The sequence below is a fragment of the Ramlibacter sp. AN1133 genome, from assembly GCF_037890035.1.
Classification (GTDB): Bacteria; Pseudomonadota; Gammaproteobacteria; order Burkholderiales; family Burkholderiaceae_C; genus Ramlibacter.
Window position 1 is genome coordinate 79,375 of record NZ_JBBKTQ010000016.1, and the last position, 24,205, is coordinate 103,579.

General features: G+C 70.2%; 21 protein-coding genes. 5 read left to right on the top strand and 16 right to left on the bottom strand.

Annotation, left to right across the window (positions count from 1 at the left end; translation table 11 throughout):
• Nucleotides 1–33: 33 nt before the first annotated feature.
• The 5 genes from WG923_RS20410 to def are packed head-to-tail and all read right to left on the bottom strand — an operon-like array spanning nucleotide 34 to nucleotide 3,074.
• Nucleotides 34–372 (bottom strand): AzlD domain-containing protein, encoded by a 339-nt coding sequence (locus tag WG923_RS20410; protein ID WP_340352832.1) that lies wholly within the window; start codon nucleotides 370–372, stop codon nucleotides 34–36.
• Nucleotides 369–1,106 carry an AzlC family ABC transporter permease gene (locus WG923_RS20415; protein WP_340352833.1) on the bottom strand — a complete coding sequence of 246 codons (738 nt, stop codon included), beginning with the start codon at nucleotides 1,104–1,106 and terminating at the stop codon, nucleotides 369–371. Before WG923_RS20415 ends, WG923_RS20410 begins: the two co-directional genes overlap by 4 nt.
• Entirely contained in the window at nucleotides 1,106–2,065 is a 960-nt protein-coding gene (gene fmt / locus WG923_RS20420; protein WP_340352834.1) for a methionyl-tRNA formyltransferase, read from the bottom strand. The genes WG923_RS20415 and fmt overlap by 1 nt, the downstream gene beginning before the upstream one ends.
• Nucleotides 2,065–2,550 (bottom strand): hypothetical protein, encoded by a 486-nt coding sequence (locus tag WG923_RS20425; RefSeq protein WP_340352835.1) that lies wholly within the window; start codon nucleotides 2,548–2,550, stop codon nucleotides 2,065–2,067. The genes fmt and WG923_RS20425 overlap by 1 nt, the downstream gene beginning before the upstream one ends.
• Before the next feature lie 11 nt (nucleotides 2,551–2,561).
• Nucleotides 2,562–3,074, bottom strand: coding sequence for a peptide deformylase (gene def, locus WG923_RS20430; protein ID WP_340352836.1), 513 nt, complete (start codon nucleotides 3,072–3,074; stop codon nucleotides 2,562–2,564).
• Nucleotides 3,075–3,210: 136 nt separating this feature from the next.
• On the opposite strand from def, the gene WG923_RS20435 reads away from it, so the two are divergent.
• The 3 genes from WG923_RS20435 to WG923_RS20445 all read left to right on the top strand — a co-directional run bounded on the left by WG923_RS20435 (nucleotide 3,211) and on the right by WG923_RS20445 (nucleotide 6,207).
• Nucleotides 3,211–4,431 (top strand): LysM peptidoglycan-binding domain-containing protein, encoded by a 1,221-nt coding sequence (locus WG923_RS20435; protein WP_340352837.1) that lies wholly within the window; start codon nucleotides 3,211–3,213, stop codon nucleotides 4,429–4,431.
• Between the two features lie 7 nt (nucleotides 4,432–4,438).
• Nucleotides 4,439–5,575 carry a DNA-processing protein DprA gene (gene dprA, locus WG923_RS20440; RefSeq protein WP_340352838.1) on the top strand — a complete coding sequence of 379 codons (1,137 nt, stop codon included), beginning with the start codon at nucleotides 4,439–4,441 and terminating at the stop codon, nucleotides 5,573–5,575.
• A gap of 149 nt (nucleotides 5,576–5,724) precedes the next feature.
• Nucleotides 5,725–6,207, top strand: coding sequence for a DUF494 domain-containing protein (locus WG923_RS20445; protein ID WP_340352839.1), 483 nt, complete (start codon nucleotides 5,725–5,727; stop codon nucleotides 6,205–6,207).
• A gap of 107 nt (nucleotides 6,208–6,314) precedes the next feature.
• Here WG923_RS20445 and WG923_RS20450 read toward each other — a convergent pair whose 3' ends face one another.
• The 5 genes from WG923_RS20450 to WG923_RS20470 all read right to left on the bottom strand — a co-directional run bounded on the left by WG923_RS20450 (nucleotide 6,315) and on the right by WG923_RS20470 (nucleotide 16,129).
• The gene (locus tag WG923_RS20450; protein ID WP_340352840.1) at nucleotides 6,315–9,128 is read right to left on the bottom strand and encodes a DUF1631 family protein; all 2,814 of its coding nucleotides are present in this window, start codon (nucleotides 9,126–9,128) and stop codon (nucleotides 6,315–6,317) included.
• Nucleotides 9,129–9,138: 10 nt separating this feature from the next.
• Entirely contained in the window at nucleotides 9,139–10,095 is a 957-nt protein-coding gene (gene secF, locus WG923_RS20455) for a protein translocase subunit SecF (protein ID WP_340352841.1), read from the bottom strand.
• Nucleotides 10,096–10,144: 49 nt separating this feature from the next.
• On the bottom strand, nucleotides 10,145–12,028 hold the full coding sequence (secD, locus tag WG923_RS20460) for a protein translocase subunit SecD (protein ID WP_340352842.1): 1,884 nt from the start codon (nucleotides 12,026–12,028) through the stop codon (nucleotides 10,145–10,147).
• 39 nt (nucleotides 12,029–12,067) lie between these two features.
• Complete coding sequence (gene yajC, locus WG923_RS20465) at nucleotides 12,068–12,397, bottom strand: preprotein translocase subunit YajC (protein WP_340352843.1); 330 nt, start codon at nucleotides 12,395–12,397, stop codon at nucleotides 12,068–12,070.
• 168 nt (nucleotides 12,398–12,565) lie between these two features.
• Nucleotides 12,566–16,129 carry an indolepyruvate ferredoxin oxidoreductase family protein gene (locus tag WG923_RS20470; protein ID WP_340352844.1) on the bottom strand — a complete coding sequence of 1,188 codons (3,564 nt, stop codon included), beginning with the start codon at nucleotides 16,127–16,129 and terminating at the stop codon, nucleotides 12,566–12,568.
• Nucleotides 16,130–16,274: 145 nt separating this feature from the next.
• Here WG923_RS20470 and WG923_RS20475 point away from each other — a divergent pair, with 145 nt between their 5' ends.
• On the top strand, nucleotides 16,275–16,751 hold the full coding sequence (locus WG923_RS20475) for an Lrp/AsnC family transcriptional regulator (RefSeq protein WP_340352845.1): 477 nt from the start codon (nucleotides 16,275–16,277) through the stop codon (nucleotides 16,749–16,751).
• Nucleotides 16,752–16,760: 9 nt separating this feature from the next.
• Here the strand turns inward: WG923_RS20475 and WG923_RS20480 are convergent, their stop codons facing one another.
• The 3 genes from WG923_RS20480 to mltA all read right to left on the bottom strand — a co-directional run bounded on the left by WG923_RS20480 (nucleotide 16,761) and on the right by mltA (nucleotide 20,509).
• Nucleotides 16,761–18,617, bottom strand: coding sequence for a sulfatase-like hydrolase/transferase (locus tag WG923_RS20480; protein ID WP_340352846.1), 1,857 nt, complete (start codon nucleotides 18,615–18,617; stop codon nucleotides 16,761–16,763).
• A complete protein-coding gene (locus WG923_RS20485; protein WP_340352847.1) occupies nucleotides 18,614–19,162 on the bottom strand; it encodes a hypothetical protein in 549 nt (182 codons plus the stop codon). The genes WG923_RS20480 and WG923_RS20485 overlap by 4 nt, the downstream gene beginning before the upstream one ends.
• 138 nt (nucleotides 19,163–19,300) lie before the next feature.
• The gene (gene mltA, locus WG923_RS20490; protein ID WP_340352848.1) at nucleotides 19,301–20,509 is read right to left on the bottom strand and encodes a murein transglycosylase A; all 1,209 of its coding nucleotides are present in this window, start codon (nucleotides 20,507–20,509) and stop codon (nucleotides 19,301–19,303) included.
• Between mltA and WG923_RS20495 the strand changes: the two genes are divergently transcribed.
• A complete protein-coding gene (locus WG923_RS20495; RefSeq protein WP_340352849.1) occupies nucleotides 20,457–20,582 on the top strand; it encodes a hypothetical protein in 126 nt (41 codons plus the stop codon). The two genes, mltA and WG923_RS20495, sit on opposite strands and share 53 nt — an antisense overlap.
• A 134-nt stretch (nucleotides 20,583–20,716) precedes the next feature.
• Here WG923_RS20495 and WG923_RS20500 read toward each other — a convergent pair whose 3' ends face one another.
• Genes WG923_RS20500 through WG923_RS20510 form a run of 3 tightly spaced genes read right to left on the bottom strand, consistent with a single transcriptional unit; the run spans nucleotide 20,717 to nucleotide 24,202 of the window.
• On the bottom strand, nucleotides 20,717–21,343 hold the full coding sequence (locus WG923_RS20500; protein WP_340352850.1) for a response regulator transcription factor: 627 nt from the start codon (nucleotides 21,341–21,343) through the stop codon (nucleotides 20,717–20,719).
• A gap of 2 nt (nucleotides 21,344–21,345) precedes the next feature.
• Nucleotides 21,346–23,373 carry a two-component system sensor histidine kinase NtrB gene (locus WG923_RS20505; RefSeq protein WP_340352851.1) on the bottom strand — a complete coding sequence of 676 codons (2,028 nt, stop codon included), beginning with the start codon at nucleotides 23,371–23,373 and terminating at the stop codon, nucleotides 21,346–21,348.
• A 16-nt stretch (nucleotides 23,374–23,389) separates the two neighbouring features.
• Nucleotides 23,390–24,202, bottom strand: coding sequence for a carbon-nitrogen hydrolase family protein (locus tag WG923_RS20510; protein ID WP_340352852.1), 813 nt, complete (start codon nucleotides 24,200–24,202; stop codon nucleotides 23,390–23,392).
• Between the last annotated feature and the right edge of the window lie 3 nt (nucleotides 24,203–24,205).

Below are 24,205 nucleotides of genomic sequence, written 5' to 3' on the forward strand. Positions count from 1 at the left end.
CGCTCCAGCGCCAGCCTACGAAGCCCACCCGAGCTACCAGCCGAGCACCAGATGCAGCGGCAGGTACACCGCCATCCCCGCCAGCATCGTCACCAGCACGCTGCGCCGCCAGAAATACAGGACCGCGCCGGCGGCCGCCCCGAAGATCCGCGCGTCCTGCCAGGTCGCCACGAGATGTCCGTTGGTCATCACGATCTCCGGCACCACCACGCCGGCCAGCGCGGCCACCGGCGCGTAGTACAGCGCGCGATGCGCCCATGCGGGCAAGGTCCACGGCCGGTCGAGGATGAAGAAGAAGCAGCGCGCCAGCACCGTCACGCCGGCCAGGCCCGCGATCACGAACAGCGTCCAGCCGTCGGTCGCGCCGTTCATGCGAGCTTCCTCCGCCGCGGCAGCGCGGCGCGCCCCTCCAGCCAGAAGCAGGCGAGCACCGCGATGGCGATCGCCGCCACGATGTTCAGCTTCAGCGGCAGCGCGTACGCCGCGACGGCGGCACCACCCGCGATCACCACCGCCAGCATCCGCAGCCGCGTGTTGGCCAGCGAGCACAGCACGCCCACCAGGCACAGCACGCCGGCGAAGCCCAGCCCCCAGGCGCTGGGGATCCAGTTGGCCAGCGCGATGCCCACCAGGCTCGCGCCGTTCCACGCCGCCCAGGTGAGGAAGTAGTTGCCCGCGAGGTACGCCTCCTGCGCCAGCCGGCCCGCGCCGTCGTGCGCCGGCTCCGGGAAGCGGCTGGTGAAGAGCGCGTAGCTCAGGTCCGCGGTCAGGAAGCCGTTGACCAGCCGCCGCCACCGCGGCAGGTGCATCAGGTAGTTGCGCAGGTGCAGGCTGAAGACGACGAAGCGCAGGTTCACGCAAAAGCCGGTGGCCCAGATCACCCAGAAGGGCGCGCCCGCCACGATCAGCGGGATCGCGGCCAGCTGCGAACTGCCCGCGTAGACGAACAGCGTCATCGCCACGGCCTCGACCACGCTCATGCCGGACTTGACCATCGCCACGCCCGTCATCAGCCCCCAGGCGGCGATGCCCGGTGCCACCGAGGCGGTGGCGCGCATGCCGTTGCCGAATTCCGGGTGGCGATGGATCGCGCGCAGGAAGAACATCAGGCGGCGAAGCGCTGGCCCGCTTGCAGCGGGAAGCCGCGCAGGAAGTCGGAGGCGCCCAGGCGCTTGCCGCCGGGGCGCTGCAATTCGGTGATCTCCAGCAGACCCTGGTCGCCGCAGGCCACGGCGATGCCCTGCGCATCCACCGACACGATGGTGCCCGGCTCCACGCTGCCGCGCCCCGGCAGGACGCGCGCCCGCCAGATCTTGAGCGTCTCGCCGCCGATCTGCGCGCTCGCGCCCGGGAAGGGATCGAAGGCGCGGATGCGGCGCGCGATCGCGTCGGCGCCGTGGCGCCAGTCGATGGCCGCTTCGGCCTTCTCGATCTTGTGCGCGTAGGTGACGCCCTCCTGCGGCTGCTTGACCGGCTTCAATCCGCCGCAGGCCGCGAGTTCCAGCGCCTCGACGATCAGGCGGCCACCCAGGGCAGCGAGCTTGTCGTGCAGCGTGCCCGTGGTGTCGTCCGGCGCGATGCCGACGCGCTCCTCCAGCAGCATGTCGCCGGTATCGAGCCCGGCGTCCATCTGCATGATGGTCACGCCGGTCTCGGCGTCACCCGCCTCGATCGCGCGGTGGATCGGCGCTGCTCCGCGCCATCGCGGCAGCAGCGAGGCATGGATGTTCAGGCAGCCCAGGCGCGGCAGGTCCAGCACCCATTGCGGCAGGATCAGGCCATAGGCGGCCACCACCATCACGTCGGCGCCCGCCTCCTGCAGCGCGGCCTGCGCGGCGGCGGCCTCTTCGGGGTACTTGCCGTCCAGGCGCAGGCTGCGCGGCTGCGCCACGGCGATGCCCTGCTCCAGCGCGAACTGCTTGACCGGCGAGGGCTGCAGCTTCATGCCGCGGCCGGCCGGGCGGTCCGGCTGCGTCAGCACGAGGGGGATCGTGAAGCCGGCGGCATGCAGCCGCGCCAGCGCCACCCGGGCGAACTCCGGGGTGCCCGCGAAGACCACCCGCATCAGTCTCTATCCTGGGGCGAGTTGATGAACTCCATGCCCGGATGCGCGCGCTGCACCACGCCGCCCGGGTCCACGTAGACCCAGTAGAACATCGGCTCGTTGCGCTCCGCCCAGCGGTAGGTCAGCACGTCGCCCTGGAAGCTGGTGACGTGGTCGACCAGCGCCGGCGGGCCGAACTCGCGCTCGACGTCGCCGCGCGTCCAGCGGCCCGGCTCGATGCGCTGGAAGTTGGTTTCCGTCAGCACCTGCCGCGCGCTGGTGACGCGCCCGGCCGGATCGAGATCGACTATGAAGGCATAGCGGCCCAGGGGCTGCAGCGTGTACTGCAGGCGCTGGCCGCCGTCGGCCAGCGGCAGCACGCGCACCGGCTGCCCGGCGCGCGCGATGACCAGGTCGCGCGGCGTGCCCGGCGCGACGTCGGCGATGTTCCAGGGATGGGCGCAGCCGGCCAGCACCAGCCCGGCGGCCAGGATCAGCGAACGCATGCGGACCTCCTTCAGACCCGCTCGGTGTCGCGGCGGGCCTTGAGCATCTTGGTCTTGATGCGATTCCTCTTCAACGGGGACAGGTATTCGACGAACACCTTGCCCAGCAGGTGGTCCATCTCGTGCTGGATGCACACGGCCAGCACGCCCTCGGCGCCGAGCTCGCGCGACTGGCCGTCGCCGTCGAGCGCGCGCACCTTCACGGCGCGCGAACGCTCCACGCCGTCGTAGATGCCGGGCACGGACAGGCAGCCTTCGTCGCCGACCTGCGTCTCCTCGCTGGCCCAGGTGATCTCCGGGTTGATCAGCACGATCGGTTCGTTGCGCTGCTCGGACACGTCGATGACGATCAGGCGCTCGTGCACGTCCACCTGGGTGGCCGCGAGCCCGATGCCGTTGGCGTCGTACATCGTTTCGAGCATGTCGGTGATCAGGCCGCGGATGCGGGCATCGACGGCCTGCACCGGCTTGGCGACGGTGTGCAGGCGGGGATCGGGATAGGTGAGGATGGTCAGGACGGCCATGGCGGGACAGATGGGGACTGTCGCTATTTTCGCCACTTTTGGGCGCGCGGGTCGGCGACAGACGGCATAAACATTGCCCAATCAAGGACTTGGGCCCAGAATCGGCTGCAACTTGTCAAGAGCGGACCCCACCCAAATGGATTCCTCCAAGCGCCTGGCGACCCGCCGCAGCATCGTCGCCTGTGCCGCCCTGATCGTGGGCGGCGGCTTCGCCCCTGCCGTCCTGGCGCAGAACTTCCCCATCACGCCCGGCCAGCGCTCCACCGCCGAACAGGTGGCCGCCGCCGGCGTCCCGCTGTCCGAGCTGGCGCCCAACGCGCCGGATACGTACACCGTCAAGCCCGGCGACACGCTCTGGCGCATCTCCGGCCTGTTCCTGCGCAGCCCGTGGCGCTGGCCCGAGCTGTGGGGCATGAACATGGAGCAGATCCGCAACCCGCACCGGATCTACCCTGGCCAGACGCTCTACCTGGAGAAGATCGACGGCCTGGCGCGCCTGCGCGCCGGCCAGCCGCCCGTGGAGCCGGTCGAGACGGTGCGTGTGTCGCCCAGGGTGCGCATCAACTCGCTGCCGGACACGGCGATCCCGACCCTGCCGCCGCAGATCATCGAACCGTTCCTGAACGAGGCGATCCTGGTGGAGGATGCCGGGCTGCTGGACCGCGCCCCCCGCATCGTGTCCGCGCCCGAGGAACGGGTCATGATCACCGAAGGCGACCGCGCCTACGTGCGCGGCCGCACCGGCACCCCGCTGGTCGAGACCGACCCGCGCCGCGTCGAGGCCTTCCGGGTGTTCCGCAATGCCGTCCCGCTGCGCGACCCGCTCAGCCGTCGCGTCGTCGGCTACGAGGCCGCCTACCTCGGCAGCGCCGAGCTGGTGCGCAGCGAGTCGATCCAGCCGGTGCGCGCGCCCAACGGCGAGGTGGTGGACACGATCGTCCCCGCCACCATCGACATCACCCGCGCCAAGGAGGAAATGCGCGTGGGCGACCGGCTGCTGCCGGAGCCGCCGCGCGTCTTTTCCACCTACGTGCCCCGCGCGCCGACCCTGCCCATGGACGGCAACATCATCTCCGTGTACGGGGATGCGGTGGCGCTCGTCGGCCAGAACCAGGTCGTGACGATCAACCGCGGCGCGGCCGAAGGCATGGAGAACGGCTACGTGATGGCCATCCTGCGCTCCGGCCGCCGCGTCGAAGACCGCTCCGAGCCGCGCGAGCGCGCCAACATCAAGCTGCCGGACGAGCGCTCGGGGCTGCTGATGGTGTTCCGCACCTTCGAGCACCTGTCGTACGCGCTGGTGCTGGAGATCACCGACACGGTGATGGTCGGCGACCGCGTGACCAACCCGCGCTGATCCGCCCGTGCAGCGCGACGAGCTGGCCGTCTGGCTGCGCCTCGCGCTGACCCCGCAGCTCGGCCCCGTCGCGGCGCGCAAGCTGCTCGCCGCCTTCGGCCTGCCCGATGCGATCTTCGCGCAGGGCGAGGCCGCGCTCGCGCAGGCCGTGGGAGGCCCGCTGGCGCAATCGCTGCGCCAGGCGCCCGAGGGCTGGCAGGAACAGCTGGAGGCGACCCTGGCCTGGCTGGCGCAGGATCCCGGGCGGCGCCAGGTCGTCACGCTGGCCGACGCCGACTACCCCGCCGCGCTCCTGACGATCGAGGATCCGCCGCTCATGCTGTACCGCATGGGCCGCATAGGCACCGCGCCGCAGCGCGCGCTGGCGGTCGTCGGCAGCCGCAACGCGAGCCCGCAGGGACTGCAGAACGCGCGCCGCTTCTCGCGCGCCTTCGCGCAGGCCGGCGTGACCGTCGTGTCCGGGCTGGCGCTGGGCATCGACGGCGCCGCGCACGAGGGCGCGCTGGAGGGCGCCGCTCCCGGCGCCGTGGCGACGATCGCGGTGGTGGGCACCGGCCTCGATCGCGTGTATCCGAAGCGCCACCTGGAGCTGGCGCACCGGATCGCCGAGCGCGGCATGCTCCTGAGCGAGTATCCGCTCGGCACGCCGCCGCTGGCGGCCAACTTCCCGCGCCGCAACCGCCTGATCGCGGCCCTCGGGCAGGGGACGCTGGTGGTGGAGGCGGCGCTGCAATCCGGCTCCCTCATCACCGCGCGCCTGGCGGCCGAACAGGGGCGCGAGGTCTTCGCGATCCCCGGTTCGATCCACTCGCCGCATGCGCGCGGCTGCCACGCGCTGCTGCGCCAGGGCGCGAAACTGGTGGAAAGTGCGCAGGACGTGCTGGAGGACCTGCGATTCGTGCTGCCGGCGGCGGCCGCGCCCGCGGCGGACGACGGCGAGGAACCGGAAGGCGAGGGCGAAGCGGCAACGGGCGAGGACCCGCTGCTCGCCGCGATGGGCTACGACCCGATCGGCCTCGATGCGCTCATCGCGCGCACCGGCATCCCCGCGTCGCGCCTGTCGGCGCGCCTGCTCGAACTCGAACTCGCGGGCGAAGTCGCCCGGCTTCCCGGCGGCCTTTACCAGCGGCAGGCGAGCGCGTGAACGCCTGCGTGCGCGCGGCACCTTGGAGCCTGGGCGGCAGAGAAACGGGCCTGCGTTTCTGTGCCGCCCCGGCTCCTTGGTGCCGATGCGCAACGTGGGCACGTAAAACCGATGGCGCTCCCCGGCCCCGGGGGGCTATATTGGGACTCATGTTTGAAGTGCTGGTGTTCGTTTACGAAAACTACTGGCGCGGCGATGCCTGCCCCGAGCCGCATGCGCTCGAACGCAAGCTCAGCGCCCATGGCTTCGAACCCGAGGAAATCCACGAGGCCCTGGTCTGGCTCGATGGCCTCAACGTCGCGGCGCAGAACATCTGCGTCCCGGTCGAACCGCAGCTCCATGGGTTGCCGCAGCCTGGCGCCGCGAGCATGCGCGTCTTCTCCGTCCGCGAGCAGGACCGGCTGGGCGCCGACTGCCTGGGCTTCATCTCCTTCCTCGAATCCTCGGGCGTGCTGCCGCCGGCGCTGCGCGAAATCGTGGTGGACCGGGCGATGGCCGCGCCCGGCGACGACTTCTGCCTCGACGCGCTGAAGATCATCGTGCTGATGGTCTACTGGCGCTTCGGGCACGAGCCGGATGCGCTGATCCTCGATGAACTGTGCGATGACGCGGAGGACCGGATCGCGCATTGAGGGAAGCCGTCACCCTGCGCAGGCGGGGGTCCAGAGCAAAGGGGCGCGTTGCGCCCCTTTGTCTTGGAAGCCCTCGATTCCCGCCTGCGCGGGAATGACGGCGTTGCCTACTGCAGCAAGCGCTCCGGATTCGCATCCAGCTTCGCCAGCGCGTCCCGCGTGGCGCGCACGGTGAGCGCTTCCTCCTCGGTCGGCACCAGCAGGCCCGCCTGCAGGTAGGAGGCCAGCCGGCGCAGGGGCATCAGGTAGCAGTGGCCGTCGCCGGAGGCGAACAGGTGCAGCTGGCGGCGGTCGCTGGCCCAGGCGTACTGCACCTGCGCGATGCGGCCGTTGTGGTCCAGCGTGAACCAGTTGCCGATGGTCAGTTCGTTGGCCCACGACTGCATCGCGGCGCTCGGCTGCGCACCGCCGGCGCCGATCACCTCGATCATCGAGGCGTCGATGCCCAGCATCATCTCGATGCTTTCCTGGTCCAGCGGGAGCTCGCCGGCGGCATCGTCGGAAACGAAGTCCTCGAGGTTGGCCAGGCGGCGCGTCATCTCCTCGATGCGCGCGTGCGGGATCGCCTCGGTCTTGGACAGGAAGGCATCGGCCAGCGTGTCGCCGATCACCTTGATGTGGTTCTCCTGCTCGCTCGCCTCCAGCCCCAGCAGGGTCATGCCGCGGCGCAGACGCGTGAGCAGGTCCGGCAGGTCCTGGATCACCTTGGCGCGGTCGTTGCGGTTCGGCTTGGCGCTGGCGGCCCACACCAGGTCGGAGGCCGACTTCTTCAGCGCCAGCGTCTCCTCGTGCTGCGGACCGTTCTTGACGGCGGCCACGGCCAGCACCTCGGCCCAGACCTTGAACAGGAACTCGCGGATCTCCTCGCGCACCGGCACGTCGTTGAGCATCTTGCGCAGCTCGATGGTGTACTGGATCGCCATCGTCTCCTTCTGCTCGACCTGCTGCGCGACGCTCACCAGCTTCTGCGTCGGGCCCTTTTCCGTCAGGTACTTGGACAGGAAGCGCTTGAACTCGTCGTACACGAGCTGGAACACGCGGCGGCCCGTCTCGGGGTACTGCTCGATCACCTGCACCACGCGGCGGATCTCGTTTTCCATCGCGCTGCCGGAGATGGCACTGGAGTCGAATCCCATCACGCAGGCGCCCATGCGGTCGATCAGCTGGCGGGCCGGGTGCTCCAGCGAGCCGAAGAACTCGGGCTCGGACAGCGCCACGCGCAGCACCGGCATCTGCAGGCGCGCGAACCAGACGCGGATCGCGGCCGGGATGCGTTCCTCGGACAGGATGGCCTGGAACATCAGGGCGACGATCTCGATGGTCGCCTTCTCCGAGGAGGTGGCGGCCTGGCGTTTCAGTTGCTGGGTGCGCTGGCGCAGGTCGAGGGCGACTTCGCCGACGGCATCGTCGTCGAAGACCACGATGTCGCCGTGCGACATCGCCTCGTTCTGGCGCGTCTGGACCTGCGTCTGCACCTGGGTCTGGTGGTGCGTGACCGCCTGCACCAGCGAGGGCGACGGCTGCATGCCCCCGCCATCCTGCGCTTCGTAGCCCGCGACGCGTTCGCGCAACAGGCGCTTGAGCTGGCCGATGACACCGGTGGCGCGCATGCGCGCCCGCGCCAGCGGCGTGGTGGCCGAGGAACCGGTCTCGCCGCCGGCCGCCGCAGCGGTTGCCGGGCTCGGCGCGAAGAAGGAATCGTCCGCGGAGCCGCCTGCGCCGCCCTGCGCGCCCGGGACATGGCCGTTGGAGCCGCCCGGCGCCGCGCCATTTCCGCCCTGGGCGCCGCCACCGCCCTGGGACCAGCCCTGGCCGCCGGCGCCGCCCTGGGCCCAGCCCTGCGCAGACCCGCCGGCGTAACCGCCCTGGCCGCCTTGGCCCTGGCCGCCCTGTCCGCCTTGGCCCTGGCCACCCTGGCCACCCTGGCCCTGGCCGGCGTAGCCGCCCTGGCCGCCATAGCCGGCCTGGCCGCCGTAACCGCCCGCACCGCCACCGCCCTGGCCGCCCTGGCCGCCGCCGTAGGCCCCGGGATGGCCGCCTGCGCCGTGACCGCCTGCGTAACCGCCCGCCGCGTACCCTCCGCCGAAGCCCGTGCCCGCGCCCTGGTCGCCGCCGGGACCCATCGGGCCACCCGGACCCATCGGGCCGCCGGCGTCACCGTAGCCGCCGTACCCGCCGTAGCCGCCCATGTCGGCACCGCCTGCGGCGCCGTCCGCGGGCTGCCCCTCGGCGCCCTGCTGTTGCGGGGGCGGCGCGCCGCGGCCGGGGGCGCGGGGCGGGCGCTTCACGCGCGACTTCAGGTCGATGTGGGGCAGCACGCCGCTTTCGACCAGGAATTCATTGGCCTGCTGGTAGCCCGCCAGCGCGCGCGGCACGATGTGCTTCTGGATCACATCCTTGGCCAGGATCCACGTCTCGCGCGGCAAGGCGGCCGCGCTCCATTGCTCCACCAGCACCTGCGCCAGCGCCTCCGGCCGCAGCACGTCCTCGCTCGCGAGTTCCTCGCCGCCTTCCAGGTGCGTGATTCGCAGCTTCAGGTCGTTGAGGTCCCAGACCGCCTTTTCCTGCACCGCCATCGCCAGCCGCGAGGAGAGGATCTTGTTCTCCACCACGTCGTCGCCGATCAGCTCGAGGGTGGCGAGCTCCAGGCGGGCGCGGCCCGTCGTGGTGGGCGGCACCACGGCGCGGCGCCAGGCCTTGCCGGCGAGCTCGACCCACTTGGCGCAGGTCTGCTCGAATTCGACCAGCGCGTCGCGGCGCTGCTGCATCTCGCGGCTGCTCTGCGCGTTGTTCATCTGCTCGCTGAGCGTCGAGCGGATCGCGTCGGAGAGCTCCGGCAGCACGCCTTCCATGTGCGAGACGAAACGCTCCCGCGCCTGCCGTGCCAGCGGCGCGGATCCGGGGGTGAGCGTGGAGGACATCAGCAGGGCCTCAGACCGTCGCGCCCGCGTTGGGGTCGTTCGGGTCGCCCTCTCCCCGCTTGCGCTCGCCCTTGACGAGGTCTTCGCGCTTGATGCCCAGCCACATGGCGATGGCCGCCGCGACGAACACCGAGGAGTAGATGCCGAACAGGATGCCGATCGTGAGCGCCAGCGCGAAATAGTGCAGCGTCGCGCCGCCGAACAGCAACATCGACAGCACCATCATCTGCGTCGAGCCGTGCGTGATGATCGTGCGGCTGATGGTGGAGGTGATCGCGTTGTCGATCGTCTCGACCGTGTTCATCTTGCGAAAGCGGCGGAAGTTCTCGCGGATCCGGTCGAAGATCACCACCGACTCGTTCACCGAGTAGCCCAGCACCGCCAGCACCGCGGCCAGCACGGCCAGCGAGAACTCCCACTGGAAGAAGGCGAAGAAGCCCAGGATGATCACGATGTCGTGCAGGTTGGCGATGATGGCCGCCACGGCGAACTTCCACTCGAAGCGGATCGCCAGGTAAAGCATGATGCCGGCGACCACCATGGCCAGCGCCTTGAGGCCGTTGGACACGAGTTCCTCGCCGACCTGCGGGCCGACGAATTCCACGCGCCGCAGGCTCACGCCCGGGTCGGTGGCTTTCAGGGCCTGGAAGGTGCGGTCGCTCTGTTGCGCCGAACTGACGCCCTTGACGGCGGGCAGCCGGATGATGACGTCGCGCGCCGTGCCGAAGTTTTGCACCTGGACGTCGGTATAACCCAACGAACTGACGGTGCGGCGCACGTGCTCCACGTCCGCCGGCTGCGAATAGCTCACCTCCATCACCGTCCCGCCGGTGAATTCCACCGACAGGTGCAGCCCCTTCGTGGCGAGGAAGAACACGGCGGCCAGGAACGTGACCAGCGAAATCACGTTGAAGACCAGCGCATTCTTCATGAACGGGATGTCCCGCCGGATCTTGAAGAACTCCACTAACTTTGTCCTTGTTGCGGGATGCGAAATGCGCCCGTACGTAGTTTGCCTACTCGGCCTTGGTTATAGCGCCATCGGCGCCCGGCCGCCAGACCGTTCCGATGGATACCGACTTCAATTTCTTCTGCCGTCCGTACCAGAGATTCACGAGCCCGCGCGAGAAGAACACGGCGGAGAACATCGAGGTCAGGATGCCGATGCAGTGGACCACGGCGAAGCCGCGCACGGGGCCCGAACCGAAGGCGAGCAGCGCCACGCCGGCGATCAGCGTCGTCACGTTGGAGTCCAGGATGGTCGCCCACGCCCGGTCGTAGCCGGCGTGGATCGCCGCCTGCGGGGTCGCGCCGCCTCGCAGTTCCTCGCGCACGCGTTCGTTGATCAGCACGTTGGAGTCGATGGCCATGCCCAGCGCCAGTGCCATGGCGGCCATGCCGGGCAGCGTCAGCGTCGCCTGCAGCATCGACAGGATCGCCACCAGCAGCAGCAGGTTGACGGCCAGCGCCAGCCCGGAGAACAGGCCGAACAGCATGTAGTAGATGCCCATGAAGGCCACGATCGCGGCAAAGCCCCAGGCCACGCTGTGGAAGCCCTTGGCGATGTTCTCGGCGCCCAGGGTCGGGCCGATGGTCATCTCCTCGATGATTTCCATCGGCGCGGCCAGCGAGCCGGCGCGCAGCAGCAGCGCCACGTCGTTGGCTTCCTTGGTCGTCATGCGGCCGGAGATCTGCACGCGCCCGCCGCCGATCTCGCTGCGGATCACCGGCGCCGTCACCACCTCGCCCTTGCCCTTCTCGAACAGCAGGATGGCCATGCGCTTGCCGACGTTCTCGCGCGTGACGTCGCGGAAGATGCGCGCGCCCTTGGCGTCCAGCGTCAGGTGCACGGCGGCCTCCTGCGTCTGGTTGTCGAAGCCGGCCTGGGCGTCCGTGAGGTTCTCGCCGGTGAGGATCACCTGCTTCTTCACGATCACGGGGCGGGCTTCGCGGTCCATGTAGCGCTCGGCGCCGAAGGGCACCGGGCCGTTGCCCACTTCGGCGGCGCGGCCCTCCGTGCTTTCGTCGACCATGCGCACTTCCAGCGTGGCGGTGCGGCCCAGGATGTCCTTGGCGCGCGAGGTGTCCTGCACGCCGGGCAGCTGCACCACGATGCGGTCGGCGCCCTGCTGCTGGATCACCGGCTCGGCCACGCCCAGCTCGTTGATCCGGTTGTGCAGCGTGACCATGTTCTGCTTGAGGGCCTGGTCCTGCACCCGGCGCGCCGCTTCCGGCTTGATCGTCGCGGTGAGGAGGGTGGTATCTCCCTCGACGCGTTCGGCCACCTGCAGGTCGGGGAACTGGTCGGCGATGACATTGCGGCCGGCGGTCAGCGCCTCGGGGTCGCGGAAGCGGACTTCGACGGCCTGGCCGTTGCGGGCGATGCCCGCATGCCGCACGTTCTTCTCGCGCAGGATGGAGCGCAGGTCGCCGGCATAGGATTCGGCCTTCTTGGTGAGCGCCGCCTGCATGTCGACCTGCAGCATGAAGTGCACGCCGCCGCGCAGGTCCAGGCCCAGGTACATGGGCGCGGCGTTGATCGCGGCCATCCACTGCGGCGTCTTGGACAGCAGGTTGAGCGCCACGACGTAGGCCGCATCGTTCGGGTCCGGGTTCAGGGAGCGCTGGATCGCGTCCTTGGCCTTGAGCTGGACGTCGGTGCTCTCGAAGCGCGCCTTGATCGAATTCGGGTCGACGATGATCGACAGCGGCTTGATGCCGGCCTGGGCCAGCGCCTGCTCGATGCGCGCGCGGGTCGTCTGGTCGATGGCGACGCTGCTGCGGCCGGACGAAACCTGGACGGCGGGGTCCTCGCCGAAGAAATTGGGCAGGGTGTAGAGCACCCCGATCAGCAGCGCGATCCCGATGATCGCGTACTTCCAGAGAGGATATCGGTTCATCACGAGGACGAGGGCGCCGCGGCTCCCTCGTGTTGTCCCTTACTTGATAGACCCCTTGGGGAGGACCTGGACGACGGCTGTGCGCTGGACCTGCACTTCCACGCCGGGGGCGATCTCGACGCCGAGGTAGCTGTCCCCCAGCCTGGTCACGCGGCCCAGCAGGCCGCCCGACGTGGCCACTTCGTCGCCTTTGGCCAACGCCTCCACCATCGCGCGGTGCTCCTTCTGCCGCTTCATCTGCGGGCGGATCATCACGAAATAGAGGACGACGAACATCAGCACGAGCGGCAGCAGGCTCATGAAAGAGGACTGCATGTCGCCGCCCGCGGCGGCCGGCGCCGCTTGGGCGAAGGCGGAAGAAATGAACACGGTGTCTCCAGCTGGAAAGCCGCACGGGCGACAGCCCGGGGCACAAACGGCCATTGTATGCGGGGGGCGCCCCGTCATCCCCGCGCAGGCGCGGGGAACCCGGGCTGCCGATGCCACGCGCTGCGCGCGGGCCCCGGCTCCCCGCCTGCGCGGGGATGACGCGGCGGATCAGGCCGCCTTGCGGGCGCCCTCGCCGTCGCGCCACCGCTGCAGCAGCTCGCGCCACTGCGGCCGCACCGCCTCGAGGTTGCGCGCCTTCACGTGGCCGTAGCCGCGGATCTTCTCCGGCAGGACAGCGATTTCCACCGCCAGGGCGTGGTTGGCCGGCTGCAGGCGCTCGAGCAGCTCCAGCACCGTCGCGCGGTACTCGTCGATCAGGGCGCGCTCGGTGCGGCGCTCTTCCGTGCGGCCGAAGATGTCCAGCGCGGTGCCCCGCAGCCCGCGCAGCTTGGCGAGCACCCGCAGCAGGTGGATGGTGCCCGGGCCGAACTTGCGCTTGACCAGCTCGCCCTTCTCGTTCCGCCTGGCCAGCAGGGGCGGCGCCATGTGGTAGTGGATGGCGAAATCGCCCTCGAACTGCGCCGCCACCTGCTCGCGAAAACCCGACTCGGCGTGCAGGCGCGCCACTTCGTATTCGTCCTTGTAGGCCATGAGCCGGAACAGCTGCTTGGCCACCGTTTCGGCCAGCGTCGTCTTGCCCAGCGGCGCCTCGGCGCCGCGCACGCGATCGACGAAGTCGCGGTACTTCGCGGCGTAGCCAGCGTCCTGGTAGGCCGTGAGGAACTCGAAGCGGCGCGCCACCAGGCTGTCGAGCGTCTCGCGCTTCCTGAACTCGATCACCTGGGCGCCCGCTTCCAGCAGCGAGGCGACGCGCGCCGGATCGTGCGCGGCCCGGCGGCCCCATTCGAAGGCGGTCTTGTTGTTCTCCACCGCCACTTCGTTGAGCTCGATGGCGCGCAGCAGCGACTCGCGCGCCAGCGGCACCCAGCCCTTCTGCCACGCGTAGCCCAGCATCATCGGGTTGGTGTAGATGCTGTCGCCCATGAGGCGCGAGGCCAGTTCGTCGGCGTCGAAGGCCGCGAGGTTCCCGTCGCCGACGGCCTTGGCGATCTCCGCGGCGCAGGCCTCGGAGGGATTGCTCCACTCGGCGTTCTTGACGAAGGCCGCCGTCGGGGTGCCGTGGCCGTTGAGCGCCACGCGGGTGCGGCCCGGGCGCATGCGCAGCACGGTTTCGTTGCTGCCCGTCACGATGGGGTCGCAGCCGATGATGAGGTCGGCCGCGGCCATGCTCACCCGCGTGGTGCGGATCGCCTCCTGCGTGTCCGCGATCAGCACGTGGCTCCAGGTCGCGCCGCCCTTCTGCGCCAGGCCGGCCGAATCCTGCGTGACGATGCCGCGGCCCTCCATGTGCGCCGCCATGCCCAGGAGCTGGCCGATGGTGATCACGCCGGTGCCGCCGACGCCCGCCACCACGATGCCGTAGGCCTCGCCGGTGGGCGGCAGCTGCGGCTCGGGGATCTCGCCGCCTTCGTAGGGCGAGGCGGTGGACTGCGCCTTGGCCTTGCGCTTGAGGGTGCCCCCCTCGACGGTGACGAAGCTGGGGCAGAAGCCCTTGAGGCAGCTCGTGTCCTTGTTGCAGGTGCTCTGGTTGATCGTGCGCTTGCGGCCGAACTCGGTTTCCAACGGTTCCACCGACAGGCAGTTGGACTTGGCGCTGCAGTCGCCGCAGCCTTCGCACACCAGGTCGTTGATCATCACGCGCAGCGCCGGATCCGCCATGGTGCCGCGCTTGCGCCGGCGCCGCTTCTCGGTGGCGCAGGTCTGGTCGTAGATCATCGCCGTGACGCCGGGCGTGTCGCGCAGCTCGCGCTGGACGCGATCGAGCTCGTCGCGGTGGTGCACCGTGGTGCCCGCGGGCAGCTTGGCGCCCTCGTACTTCTCCGGCTGGTCGGTCACCACCACCAGCTTGCTCACGCCTTCCGCGTCGAGGCTGTGCGCGATCTGCAGCGGCGTGTGGCCCTCGGGGCGCTCGCCCACGGGCTGGCCGCCGGTCATGGCCACGGCGTCGTTGTACAGGACCTTGTAGGTCATGTTCACGCCCGAGGCGATCGCCATCCGGATCGCCAGCAGGCCGCTGTGGAAGTAGGTGCCGTCCCCGATGTTGGCGAAGACGTGCTTCTCGTTGGAGAAGGGCTGCTGGCCGACCCACGGCACGCCCTCGCCGCCCATCTGCGTGAAGCCCACGGTGGCGCGGTCCATCCACACCGCCATGAAGTGGCAGCCGATGCCGGCCATCGCGCGCGAGCCCTCGGGGACCACGGTGGACGTGTTGTGCGGGCAGCCGGAGCAGAACCAGGGCATGCGCTCGCCCTTGACCTGGACCACCTGCATCGCGCGTTCCTTCGCCTCGATGATGGCCAGCTGGGCGTCGATGCGGGCCTCGATGTCGGCGTCGAGAATGAGTTTCTTGAGCCGCTTGGCGATCGCGCGGGCGATCAGGTGCGGCGACAGGTCGGCGTTGGCGCGCAGCAGGGTGTGCGCGGTGGGATTGGGGATCGACCACTCGCCGCCGGGGAAGCCGTCGTCCTGGTCGAACTTGCCGACGACGTTGGGACGCACGTCGGGCCGCCAGTTGTACAGCTCCTCCTTCACCTGGTATTCGATGACCTGGCGCTTTTCCTCCACCACCAGGATCTCGCGCAGGCCCGAGGCGAACTCGCGCGTGCCCTGCGCTTCCAGCGGCCACACCACGCCCACCTTGTGCAGCCGGATGCCCAGGCGGCGGCAGGTGTCGTCGTCCAGGCCCAAGTCCAGCAGCGCCTGGCGGGTGTCGTTCCAGGCCTTGCCGCTGGCCATGATGCCGAAGCGGTCGTTGGGGCCCGAGACGGCGGTGTAGTTCAGGCGGTTGGCGCGGATGTACGCGAGCGCCGCGTACCACTTGAAGTCGAACAGGCGCGCCTCCTGCTCCAGCGCACCGTCGGGCCAGCGGATGTGCAGGCCCCCGGGCGGCATCTGGAAGTCCTCGGGGATGACGATCCGCACGCGCTCGGGATCGATCACCGCGGTGGCGCTGGATTCGACGATCTCCTGGATCGTCTTCATGCCCGACCAGACGCCGGCATAGCGGCTCAGGGCGAAGGCATGCAGGCCCATGTCGAGGATCTCCTGCACGGTGGCCGGGAAGAACACCGGCAGCCCGCAGGCCTTGAAGATGTGGTCGCTCTGGTGGGCCGCCGTGGAGCTCTTGGCCACGTGGTCGTCGCCGGCCACGGCGATCACGCCGCCCCAGGGCGTGGTGCCGGCCATGTTGGCGTGCTTGAAGACGTCGCCGCTGCGGTCCACGCCGGGCCCCTTGCCGTACCAGATGCCGAAGACGCCGTCGAAGCGGTTGCTGCCCTTGGGCGCGAACCCGAGTTGCTGCGTGCCCCACAGCGCGGTGGCAGCCAGTTCCTCGTTGACGCCCGGCTGGAACACGATGTTCTGCGCCTGCAGGTACTTGCGGGCCTTCCACAGCATCTGGTCGTAGCCGCCCAGGGGCGAGCCGCGGTAGCCGCTGATGAAGCCGGCGGTGTTCTTGCCCGCGAGGGCATCGCGCTGGCGCTGCAGCATGGGCAGCTTGACCAGCGCCTGCACGCCGCTCATGAAGGCGCGGCCGACGTCGAGCGAATACTTGTCGTCGAGGGTGACGGTTTCCAGTGCCTTGCGGATGTGTTCGGGCAGCGGTGCGTTCATCTTCTGCTTGTCTCCTGGGCGCCCCAAGTGTCCACGGCGCACCGGGGGCGGCTGCACAGTGTATGTCCCAAGGAGGGACAGATGTTTGCTTTCCATGCCCGGTCTCGGCCCCTATGCGCAAGGATCTTTCGCGGACAATGCGCAAATGGAAAAGCTTGACCGGTACGACCTGCAGATTCTGGGCGAACTGCAGGCCGACGCGCGCCTGACCAACACCGAACTCGCCCAGCGCGTGGGGCTATCGGCGGCGCCTTGCTGGCGCCGCGTGCGGGCGCTGGAGGACGCCGGGTACATCAAGGGCTACCACGCCGAGATCGACCGCCACAAGATCGGGCTGGGGGTGCTGGCCTTCGTGCGCGTGGACGCCGAGCGCGTGACGGGGCAGAGCGCGCGCGAGATGGAGAACGCGATCCGCCAGGTGCCGGAGATCGTGTCGTGCCACTACATCAGCGGCACGGGGACCTTCGAGCTGCAGGTGGTGGCGCGCGACCTCGACACCTTCTCCCAGTTCGCGCGCCAGGTGCTGATCAACCTGCCGCACGTGAAGGACCTGCACACGAGCTTCTCGCTGGGGGAGATCAAGGCGAGCAGCAGCTTGCCGCTGGGGCATCTGGAGGGGTGAGGACCGGGCTCAGGGCAGGCCGTCGAACTCGCCGAGATCCTGGCGCAGATAGGACAGGTAGGCGCCGCGGCTCGCCGCGTTCACGCACCCCTGCAGTACCCCCGCGCACTCCTCGCGCGCGGTCACGTTGGCCGCCAGCCACTCGTCGAAGCGCACGCCCGCCACCTGGGCCAGCAGGCCTGGCAGGAACGAGACGTCCAGCCGCCGCAGCGCGGCGTCCCGGCGCAGGTGGCCGGCGTTGCTGCTCACCTGGTACCAGGTCTGGAAGCGGGCCGGCACCACGCCCTGCGGTGTCGGAACCGACTGGATGCGGTCGCGCAACTGCAGCGCATTGCCGAACGGCGGCTGGTGGTCGCCGAACCAGGCCAGCACCGCGGGCCGGCCCGCATCGAGCACGGCCGTCCGCGTGGCGGCGAGCGCGCTTTCGAACTCGCGCGTGCGCCAGATGTAATCCGCGACGTTGATCGCGAGCTTCCCCTGCGGGAAAGAGCCGGCCGCCTGGTCGACCAGCGCGGTTGGCACCCGGTCCATGCGGGCGCCGTGTTCGGCGTGGTTGAAGATCGTCACCACCATCAGGAACACCGGCTGGCCGTGCCGGCGCTCCTCTTCCAGCACGCGCCGCGCTGCCGCGTGCACGTCATGGTCGCTCGTATGGTAAGAGCCCGAGAGGCCGAGATCGTCGGAGTCGAGGAAGCGGTCGAAGCCGTAGGAGGCGTAGGCCCTGCGGGCGTTCATCATGCCGCCGCGCACCGGGTAGACCGCCACCGTGCGGTAACCGGCCGCCTTCAGGGAACGGGCGAAGGAACGGTGCATGCCGGGGGCCACGGTGAACGGCGCGAAGTCGCCCGCCGGCCCGAAGGTCGTGTGCGGCACGCCGCTGGCGAGCGCGAACTCCGACAGCCAGGTGCCGCCGCCGAAGACGTTGACCTGCAGTGGTCCCTGCGACACGGTGTCGCCGCGAGGCTGGAACACGTCGAGCCGGCACAGCGCGGGCGGACAGCCGTCGATGGTCGCCGGGTTGAACTGGCTCTCCTGCAGGAACAGCACGATGTCGGCCGGTTCGGCCGCACCGGGCGCGGCGGCCATCTGCCGCTGCACTTGCTGGCGGAAGGTCGCCGTGTCGACGGACGGTGGCATCCAGCGGGGCGCTCGGGCCGCCGTCGCGAGGAAGCCCGAGAGGGGCCGTTCGTAGTTTCCCAGGCCGCCCAGGACCCAGGCGTCGTACCGGCCCAGCGCTTCGATTTCGCCGCGCAGGAGATGGAAGCCCCAGCCCGCCAGCAGCAAGGCCACCAGCACCGCGGCGATCTGGCCCCCCGGACCCGAGGCGCGGGCCGCCGCGCGGTCCAGGCGCCAGCAGAACCAGCCGAGCGCGGCCAGGCCTGCCAGGACGGCCGCGCAATAGACCAGCAGCGTCGGCTGGCTGGCAATGACGCCGACGTTGTCGCCGAACTGCAGGAAGAAGAATCTCAGGTCCTGCCACGTCAGCACCGCGCCCGCGAAGCGCTCCTTGAAGCGGATGCCGATCGTGAGCAGGGCCAGCAGGACGACGCCGGCGGCCGCGGCGAAGCGGGGCCGCCGGGTCGCGGCGAACACGCTGGCGCTGGTGGTCGTCATGAGCAAGGGACCGAGCCAGAGTTCCACACCGTCGCCGGCGGCGATCGGCAGGGCGAGAAGCGCTGCGTCCCACACGTTTCGGCGCAGCAGGTAGCCTGCCAGGGCCAGCGCGAAGCCGAGGCCCAGGGGCGACGCCATCAACGGCCCGAAACGCGGCGCGAGCAGCCACGCCAGCAGCGCGAGGACCGCCGCTCCCACGAACAGCTCGCGGCCCGTCGGCCGGCGCCACCCGATCCCCGCCGCCGCCGTCATTCGTACAGCCAGACGTGCGCGGGAGGGAAACTGCGGGCGACGAAACTGGCGCGCCGCGCCGTGCGGAAACCGCTGCCGGCCAGCGGATCCTTCCACCCGTAGGTGTAGAGGACGAAGAAGCGGATCAGGCCGGCGGCATAGCGGTCGGCGATCAGGCGCTTGAGGTCGCTGGATTGCGGATTGTTCAGGAGCGGGATCGACGAGACGATGCCGGCGGGCGCCTCCAGTTGGCCCAGCGCCTCGGAAGCGCATTGCTCGCGCACTTCCAGCGTCGGGAAACGATGCCGCAGCAGGCGCGCCCAGCCCATGTCACGCTCCACCAGCACAGGCTGGAGGCGCGTGATGCCATGCGTGAGCGCGCCGGTCCCCGCGCCCAGCTCCAGCACCTGCAGCCGGCCGTCGTCCGCGGCACGATGCCGCGCGTAAACCTCCTGGGCTGCTGCCGCAACGCTGCGCGACAGGGCATGCGTGGCGGGTGCCACGGCCCCCGTGGCGTGGGGATTGCGGATGAAATTGCGCAGGAATCTGTGGCTATCCGCCAGCATCGAGTGACCTCCGTCGAACAGTGTATCCACCGGGCCTCGCCGCACATGGGCTGGATCAGGGGGCCCGGGAATGTTCCACGGTTCCCCGGTCGGCGCTGCCCGGCGGCGACCGGACCGTGGTCCGGCGACCACATGGGGTCAACGGGGCCAGAGCACCCACAGCGCCAGCGGCTGCTTCAACCGCCCCGCCAATTCGCCGGCCTCGGCGCCCCAGCCGGTGAAGTAGTCCGCGCGCAGGGCGCCGACGATCGCGCTGCCCGTGTCCTGCGCGAAGACGAGGCGGTTTAGCGGCAACAGCGGCCCCGGGGAGGACAGCCACATCGGCGTGCCGTACGGAACGCTGTCCTTCTCCACCGCGATCGAGCGGCCCGGCGTCAGCGGCACGCCCTGCGCGCCGCGCGGGCCGAAGCCGGCGTCGAAATCCGACAGCGGTTCCTCGCGGAAGAACACCACCCGCGGATTGCTCCACAGCAGCTCCTGCAGGCGCTGCGGATTGGCCCGCGCCCAGGCCTTGATGCCGGGCCAGGAAGCATCGCGCACGGCACCCTGCTGCAGCAGCCAGGCGCCCACGCTGCGATAGGGCTGCTCGTTGCTGCCCGCATAAGCGAGCCGCACGACGCTGACGCGCCCGTCCGCCTCCGTGACGCGCAGGCGCCCGGAACCCTGGATCTGCAGCGCCAGCGCATCGAGCGGATCGGCCAGGTACGCGATCTCGCGGCCGCGCAAGGCGGCGCGCGCCTGCGGCAGGGTGTCGATCTCCTGGCGCGTGTACCAGGTCCGCCGCGCGGCCAGGTCGGCCGGCAGGCTGTACAGCGGCACCTGCTGTGCCCCGCCCGGCACCCGCGCGGCATCCAGCATCGGCTCGTAGTAGCCGGTGAGCAGCGGCTCGGCGGGCTGCAGCGGTTCGATGCGGTACGGCTGCAGCCGCTGCTGCATCCAGGCGCGCTGTTCTTCCGCCGTGGCGATGGACAGCCGGCGCACCTCGGGGCAGAGCGCGGCATGGGGCGCCGAGGGCCGCTCGCAACTGCGGATCCAGGCGTTCCAGGCTTCGTGCAGCGCGTCCTCGCCGAAGCCGGGCAGCTCGGACCAGCGCACCGGCTGCCACCGTGCCTTGCCGCGCACGAGCGCCGGCGGCAGCGTGCCGTCCTCGGGCGCGACCGGCGCGCCCGTGGCAGGCGCAGCCGCGGGCGCAGGCGCGGGAGCGGCAGGCGGCAGCGGGCGCATCGGCGGCAGCGGCACGGAAGTGCAGGCGGCCAGCATTCCTAGAATGCAGCCAGTTGTCAGGACCCGGAACATGCTGCTGATTCTGCTGGAAGCGCTCGTCGCGCTGGTGCTGCTTGTGGCCATCGTGTGGTGGACCATGTTCTCCGGCCGCAAGGGCGGCGAACCGCCGAGGGATGACGACAGTGGCTCGTCATGAGCGTGATTCAACAGCCGGACGCAGAGGGCGCAAAGGGTACGCAGAGGACGCAAAAAACATCCTCTAAGAGGTAGTCCTTTTGCGTCCTCTGCGTACCCTTTGCGTCCTCTGCGTCCGGAAGTCCGTATTCGACTTCAAAGATCCCGCAGCAGGTTCGCCAGCTCCACCGCCGATTTCACTTCCATCTTGTCGAAGACGCGTGCGCGGTGCACTTCCACCGTGCGCACGCTGATGGCGAGCTGGTCGGCGATCAGCTTGTTGGGCAGGCCCCTGGCCACCAGGCGCATCACGTCGCGCTCGCGCTCGGTGAGTTCCGCCAGCCGGTGCTGCAGCACCCCCTTCTCGCGCTGCGAGGCCTGCACCTCGGCCGAGCGGCGCAGCGCTTCCTCGATGCGGTCCACCAGCGCGTTGTCGGAGAACGGCTTCTCGCAGAAGTCGAAGGCGCCGCGCTTGACCATGTCCACCGCCGTCGGCACGTCCGCATGCCCGGTCAGGAAGATCACCGGCATCACCTGCTGCAGCCCGCGCTCGACCAGCTGCTCGAACAGGGCCAGGCCGCTCATGCCCGGCATCCGCACGTCCAGCAGCAGGCAGCAGGGTTGCGCGGGCTGGAAGCCGCCCAGCAGCATGGCCTCGAACTCCTCGGCGCTGCCGAAGGTGGACGACAGCAGCCGGCGCGAGCGCAACAGCCAGGCCAGCGCATCGCGCACGCCGACGTCGTCGTCGACGATGAAGACGGTGGCATCGGCGGCAGGCTGCATGGTCAGGCGGGTGTGGCTTCGGCGGGCAGGGTGAAGCGGAAGATCGTACCCTGCGGATGGTTGGGCTCGAACAGGAGATACCCGCCGTGCTGTTCGACCACCGTGCGGCACAGGCTCAGGCCCAGGCCCATGCCCTCCGCCTTGGTGGTGAAGAAGGGCGTGAACAGCTGCTTCTTCACCTCCTCCGCGATGCCGGGTCCGCAGTCGGCCACGGAAAATTCCAGCCAGCGCTTGCCGGCTTCCGTCGCCGGCGTCGCGCGCACCTGCAGCACCAGTTCCGGGTCGGGCACGCGGGCCTCGTCCATCGCCTGCATGGCGTTGCGCGCCAGGTTGAGCAGCACCTGTTCGACCATCGTGCGGTCGCACAGCACGCGCGGCAGGCCGTCCGGCACGTGGATGTCGACGCGCACGCCGAGCTTGTGCGCCTGCAGGTTCACCAGCGGCAGGACGGCGTCGACCAGTGCGCGCGGCGCCACCGCCTCGCGCGCCTGCACGCGCCGGCGCACGAAGTCGTGCACGCTCTTGATCACCCGGCCGGCGCGGTCGGCCTGTTCCGCGATGCGGGCCATGGCCACCTGCAGCATGTCGGTGGCAGGCGCGCCGTCCTGCTGCAGCAGGTTCATCGAACCGTTGGCGTAGCTGGCGATCGCCGCCAGCGGCTGGTTCAGCTCGTGGCTCAGGAGCGAGGCCATCTCGCCGACGGTCGCCAGCCGCGCGGTGGCCTGCAGGCGTTCCTGGCTGGCACGCGACAGCTCCTCGACGCGGCGCTGCTCGCTGATGTCCAGCACTGCGCTCATCCAGCCGGTCTGCAGGCCCTGCGCGTTGATCAGCGGCGCCTCGATCACCAGCACCGGGAAGCGCGTGCCGTCCTTGCGCATGAACATCGACTCGTAGCCCTCGCGCGGCGGGATGTTGCGACCGGCCAGCCGCACCTCCTGGCGCTTGCGGTATTCCTCGGCGCGTTCCGGCGGCCAGTACGGCGCGGGCACGCCCTTGCCCATGATCTCCTCGGGCGAGAAGCCCACCATCTGGCAGAAGGCGGGATTGACGTAGGTGGTGCGGCCCTGCAGGTCGCGCGCCCGCAGGCCGGTGACCAGCGAATCCTCCATCGCCTTGCGGAAGGCGAGCGCATCGGCCAGGTCCTGCTCCACCCGCAGGCGCCGGCGCGTGTCGTGCCCCAGCATGAACAGCACCGTGACCAGCGCGATCGACATCACGGTGACCAGCGCCGTCAGCACGTTGGGGAACAGGTCGGGTTCGGAGCGGCGCCAGCTGTCCATGCGCAGCACCATCGTGTTGCCCGGCAGGTCCAGGATCTGCTGCGCCGAGAACACGCGCCGGCCGCGGCGCGCCAGGCCGTGCATCGCCAGCCGCGTGCCGTCCGCTTCGGTGAAGGAGATCTCCTGGCTCTTGCCCATCTGCGGCCCGATCTGCGTGGCCAGCAGGTCGACCAGCGAATAGGTCGCCACCACGAACCCGATCAGGCGCCCGGCCTCCACGTGCGGCAGGCACAGCTCCATCAGCTCCAGGCCGAAGCCGTCCGCCTGCGGCACGAAGTGGCTGCGCGCGTAGGCGTGGCTGCTGATGCGGGTGGCGGCGGCGCAGGCCTGCTGCACTTCCGGCAGCGAGTTCTCGCGGCCGAAGCGGCCGAACACCGGCGTGCGGTAGGGCGTGTCGGCGCCATTGAGCAGTTCCAGCTTCGGGCCGCGCCATTCGATGCGCACCCATTCGCGGTGGCCGCGCAGCAGCCGGTCGGCTTCGCTGCGCCACTGCTCGCGCGTGGGCTGGCCGCTTTGCAGAGCCTGCAGTTCCTGCACGTTGCGCGTGAGCGCGGAGCGGATGTCGCTCAGCGCATCGGCCACGTCGCGTTCGACATTCCCTTGCGCCACGCTCGCTTCGTAGCGCGCGGCCAGGTACACCAGCGTGACGAGCAGTGCGACGACCAGCACGCCCAGCAGCACCCACAGCGACCAGCGCCTGAGGGTCGACAGGCGGATCGCGGAAATGCCGGGGACGAAATGCGACGTCACGACACCCAGTTGCAGCTCACAACACCCGGTGCTGCAGGGCCGGCAGCTGGCCGCGCACCTGCTGCAGGCGCTCGTGCGCGATCTCGGCGACGACGACCCCGGCGCCTTCCTCCTCGCGCTGCGCCAGCACCACGCCCCAGGGATCGACCACCATCGAGTGGCCCCAGGTGCGCCGGCCGTTGTCGTGCCGGCCGCCCTGCGCCGGCGCCGCGACATAGGCGAGGTTCTCGACCGCGCGGGCGCGCAGCAGCAGCTCCCAGTGGGCCTGGCCGGTGCCGTAGGTGAAGGCGCTGGGCACCAGCAGCAGGTCGGCGACCAGGGCGCGATACAGCTCCGGGAAGCGCAGGTCGTAGCAGACCGACATCCCGACGCGCCACGCATGCCCGTCGCGCGAGGGCAGGGTAAAGGACTGGGGCGTGCGCCCGGCCTCGATCACGCGCGACTCGTCGTACTGCTCGCCGCGGCCGTTGTCGTAGCGGAACAGGTGGATCTTGTCGTAGCGCGCCACGCACTCGCCCTGCGGCGAGAACGCGAGGCTGGTGTTGCGCACGTGCTGCGCCGAATCCGCCACCAGCGGCAGCGTGCCGCCGACGATCCACATCCCCAGCTCGCGGGCGGTGGTGCCCAGGAAGGACTGCACGGCGCCCTCGCCGAACGGCTCGCGCACGCCGAGCTTGTCGGCGTCGCGCTGGCCCATGAGGCAGAAGTACTCGGGCAGGATCGCGAGTTCGGCGCCGGCCGCCGCCGCCTGCGCCAGCAGGCCGTGGGCGGCATCGAGGTTGGCGGCGACATTCGCGCCGGAGACGGTCTGGAGGGCGGCGATCTTCATGGC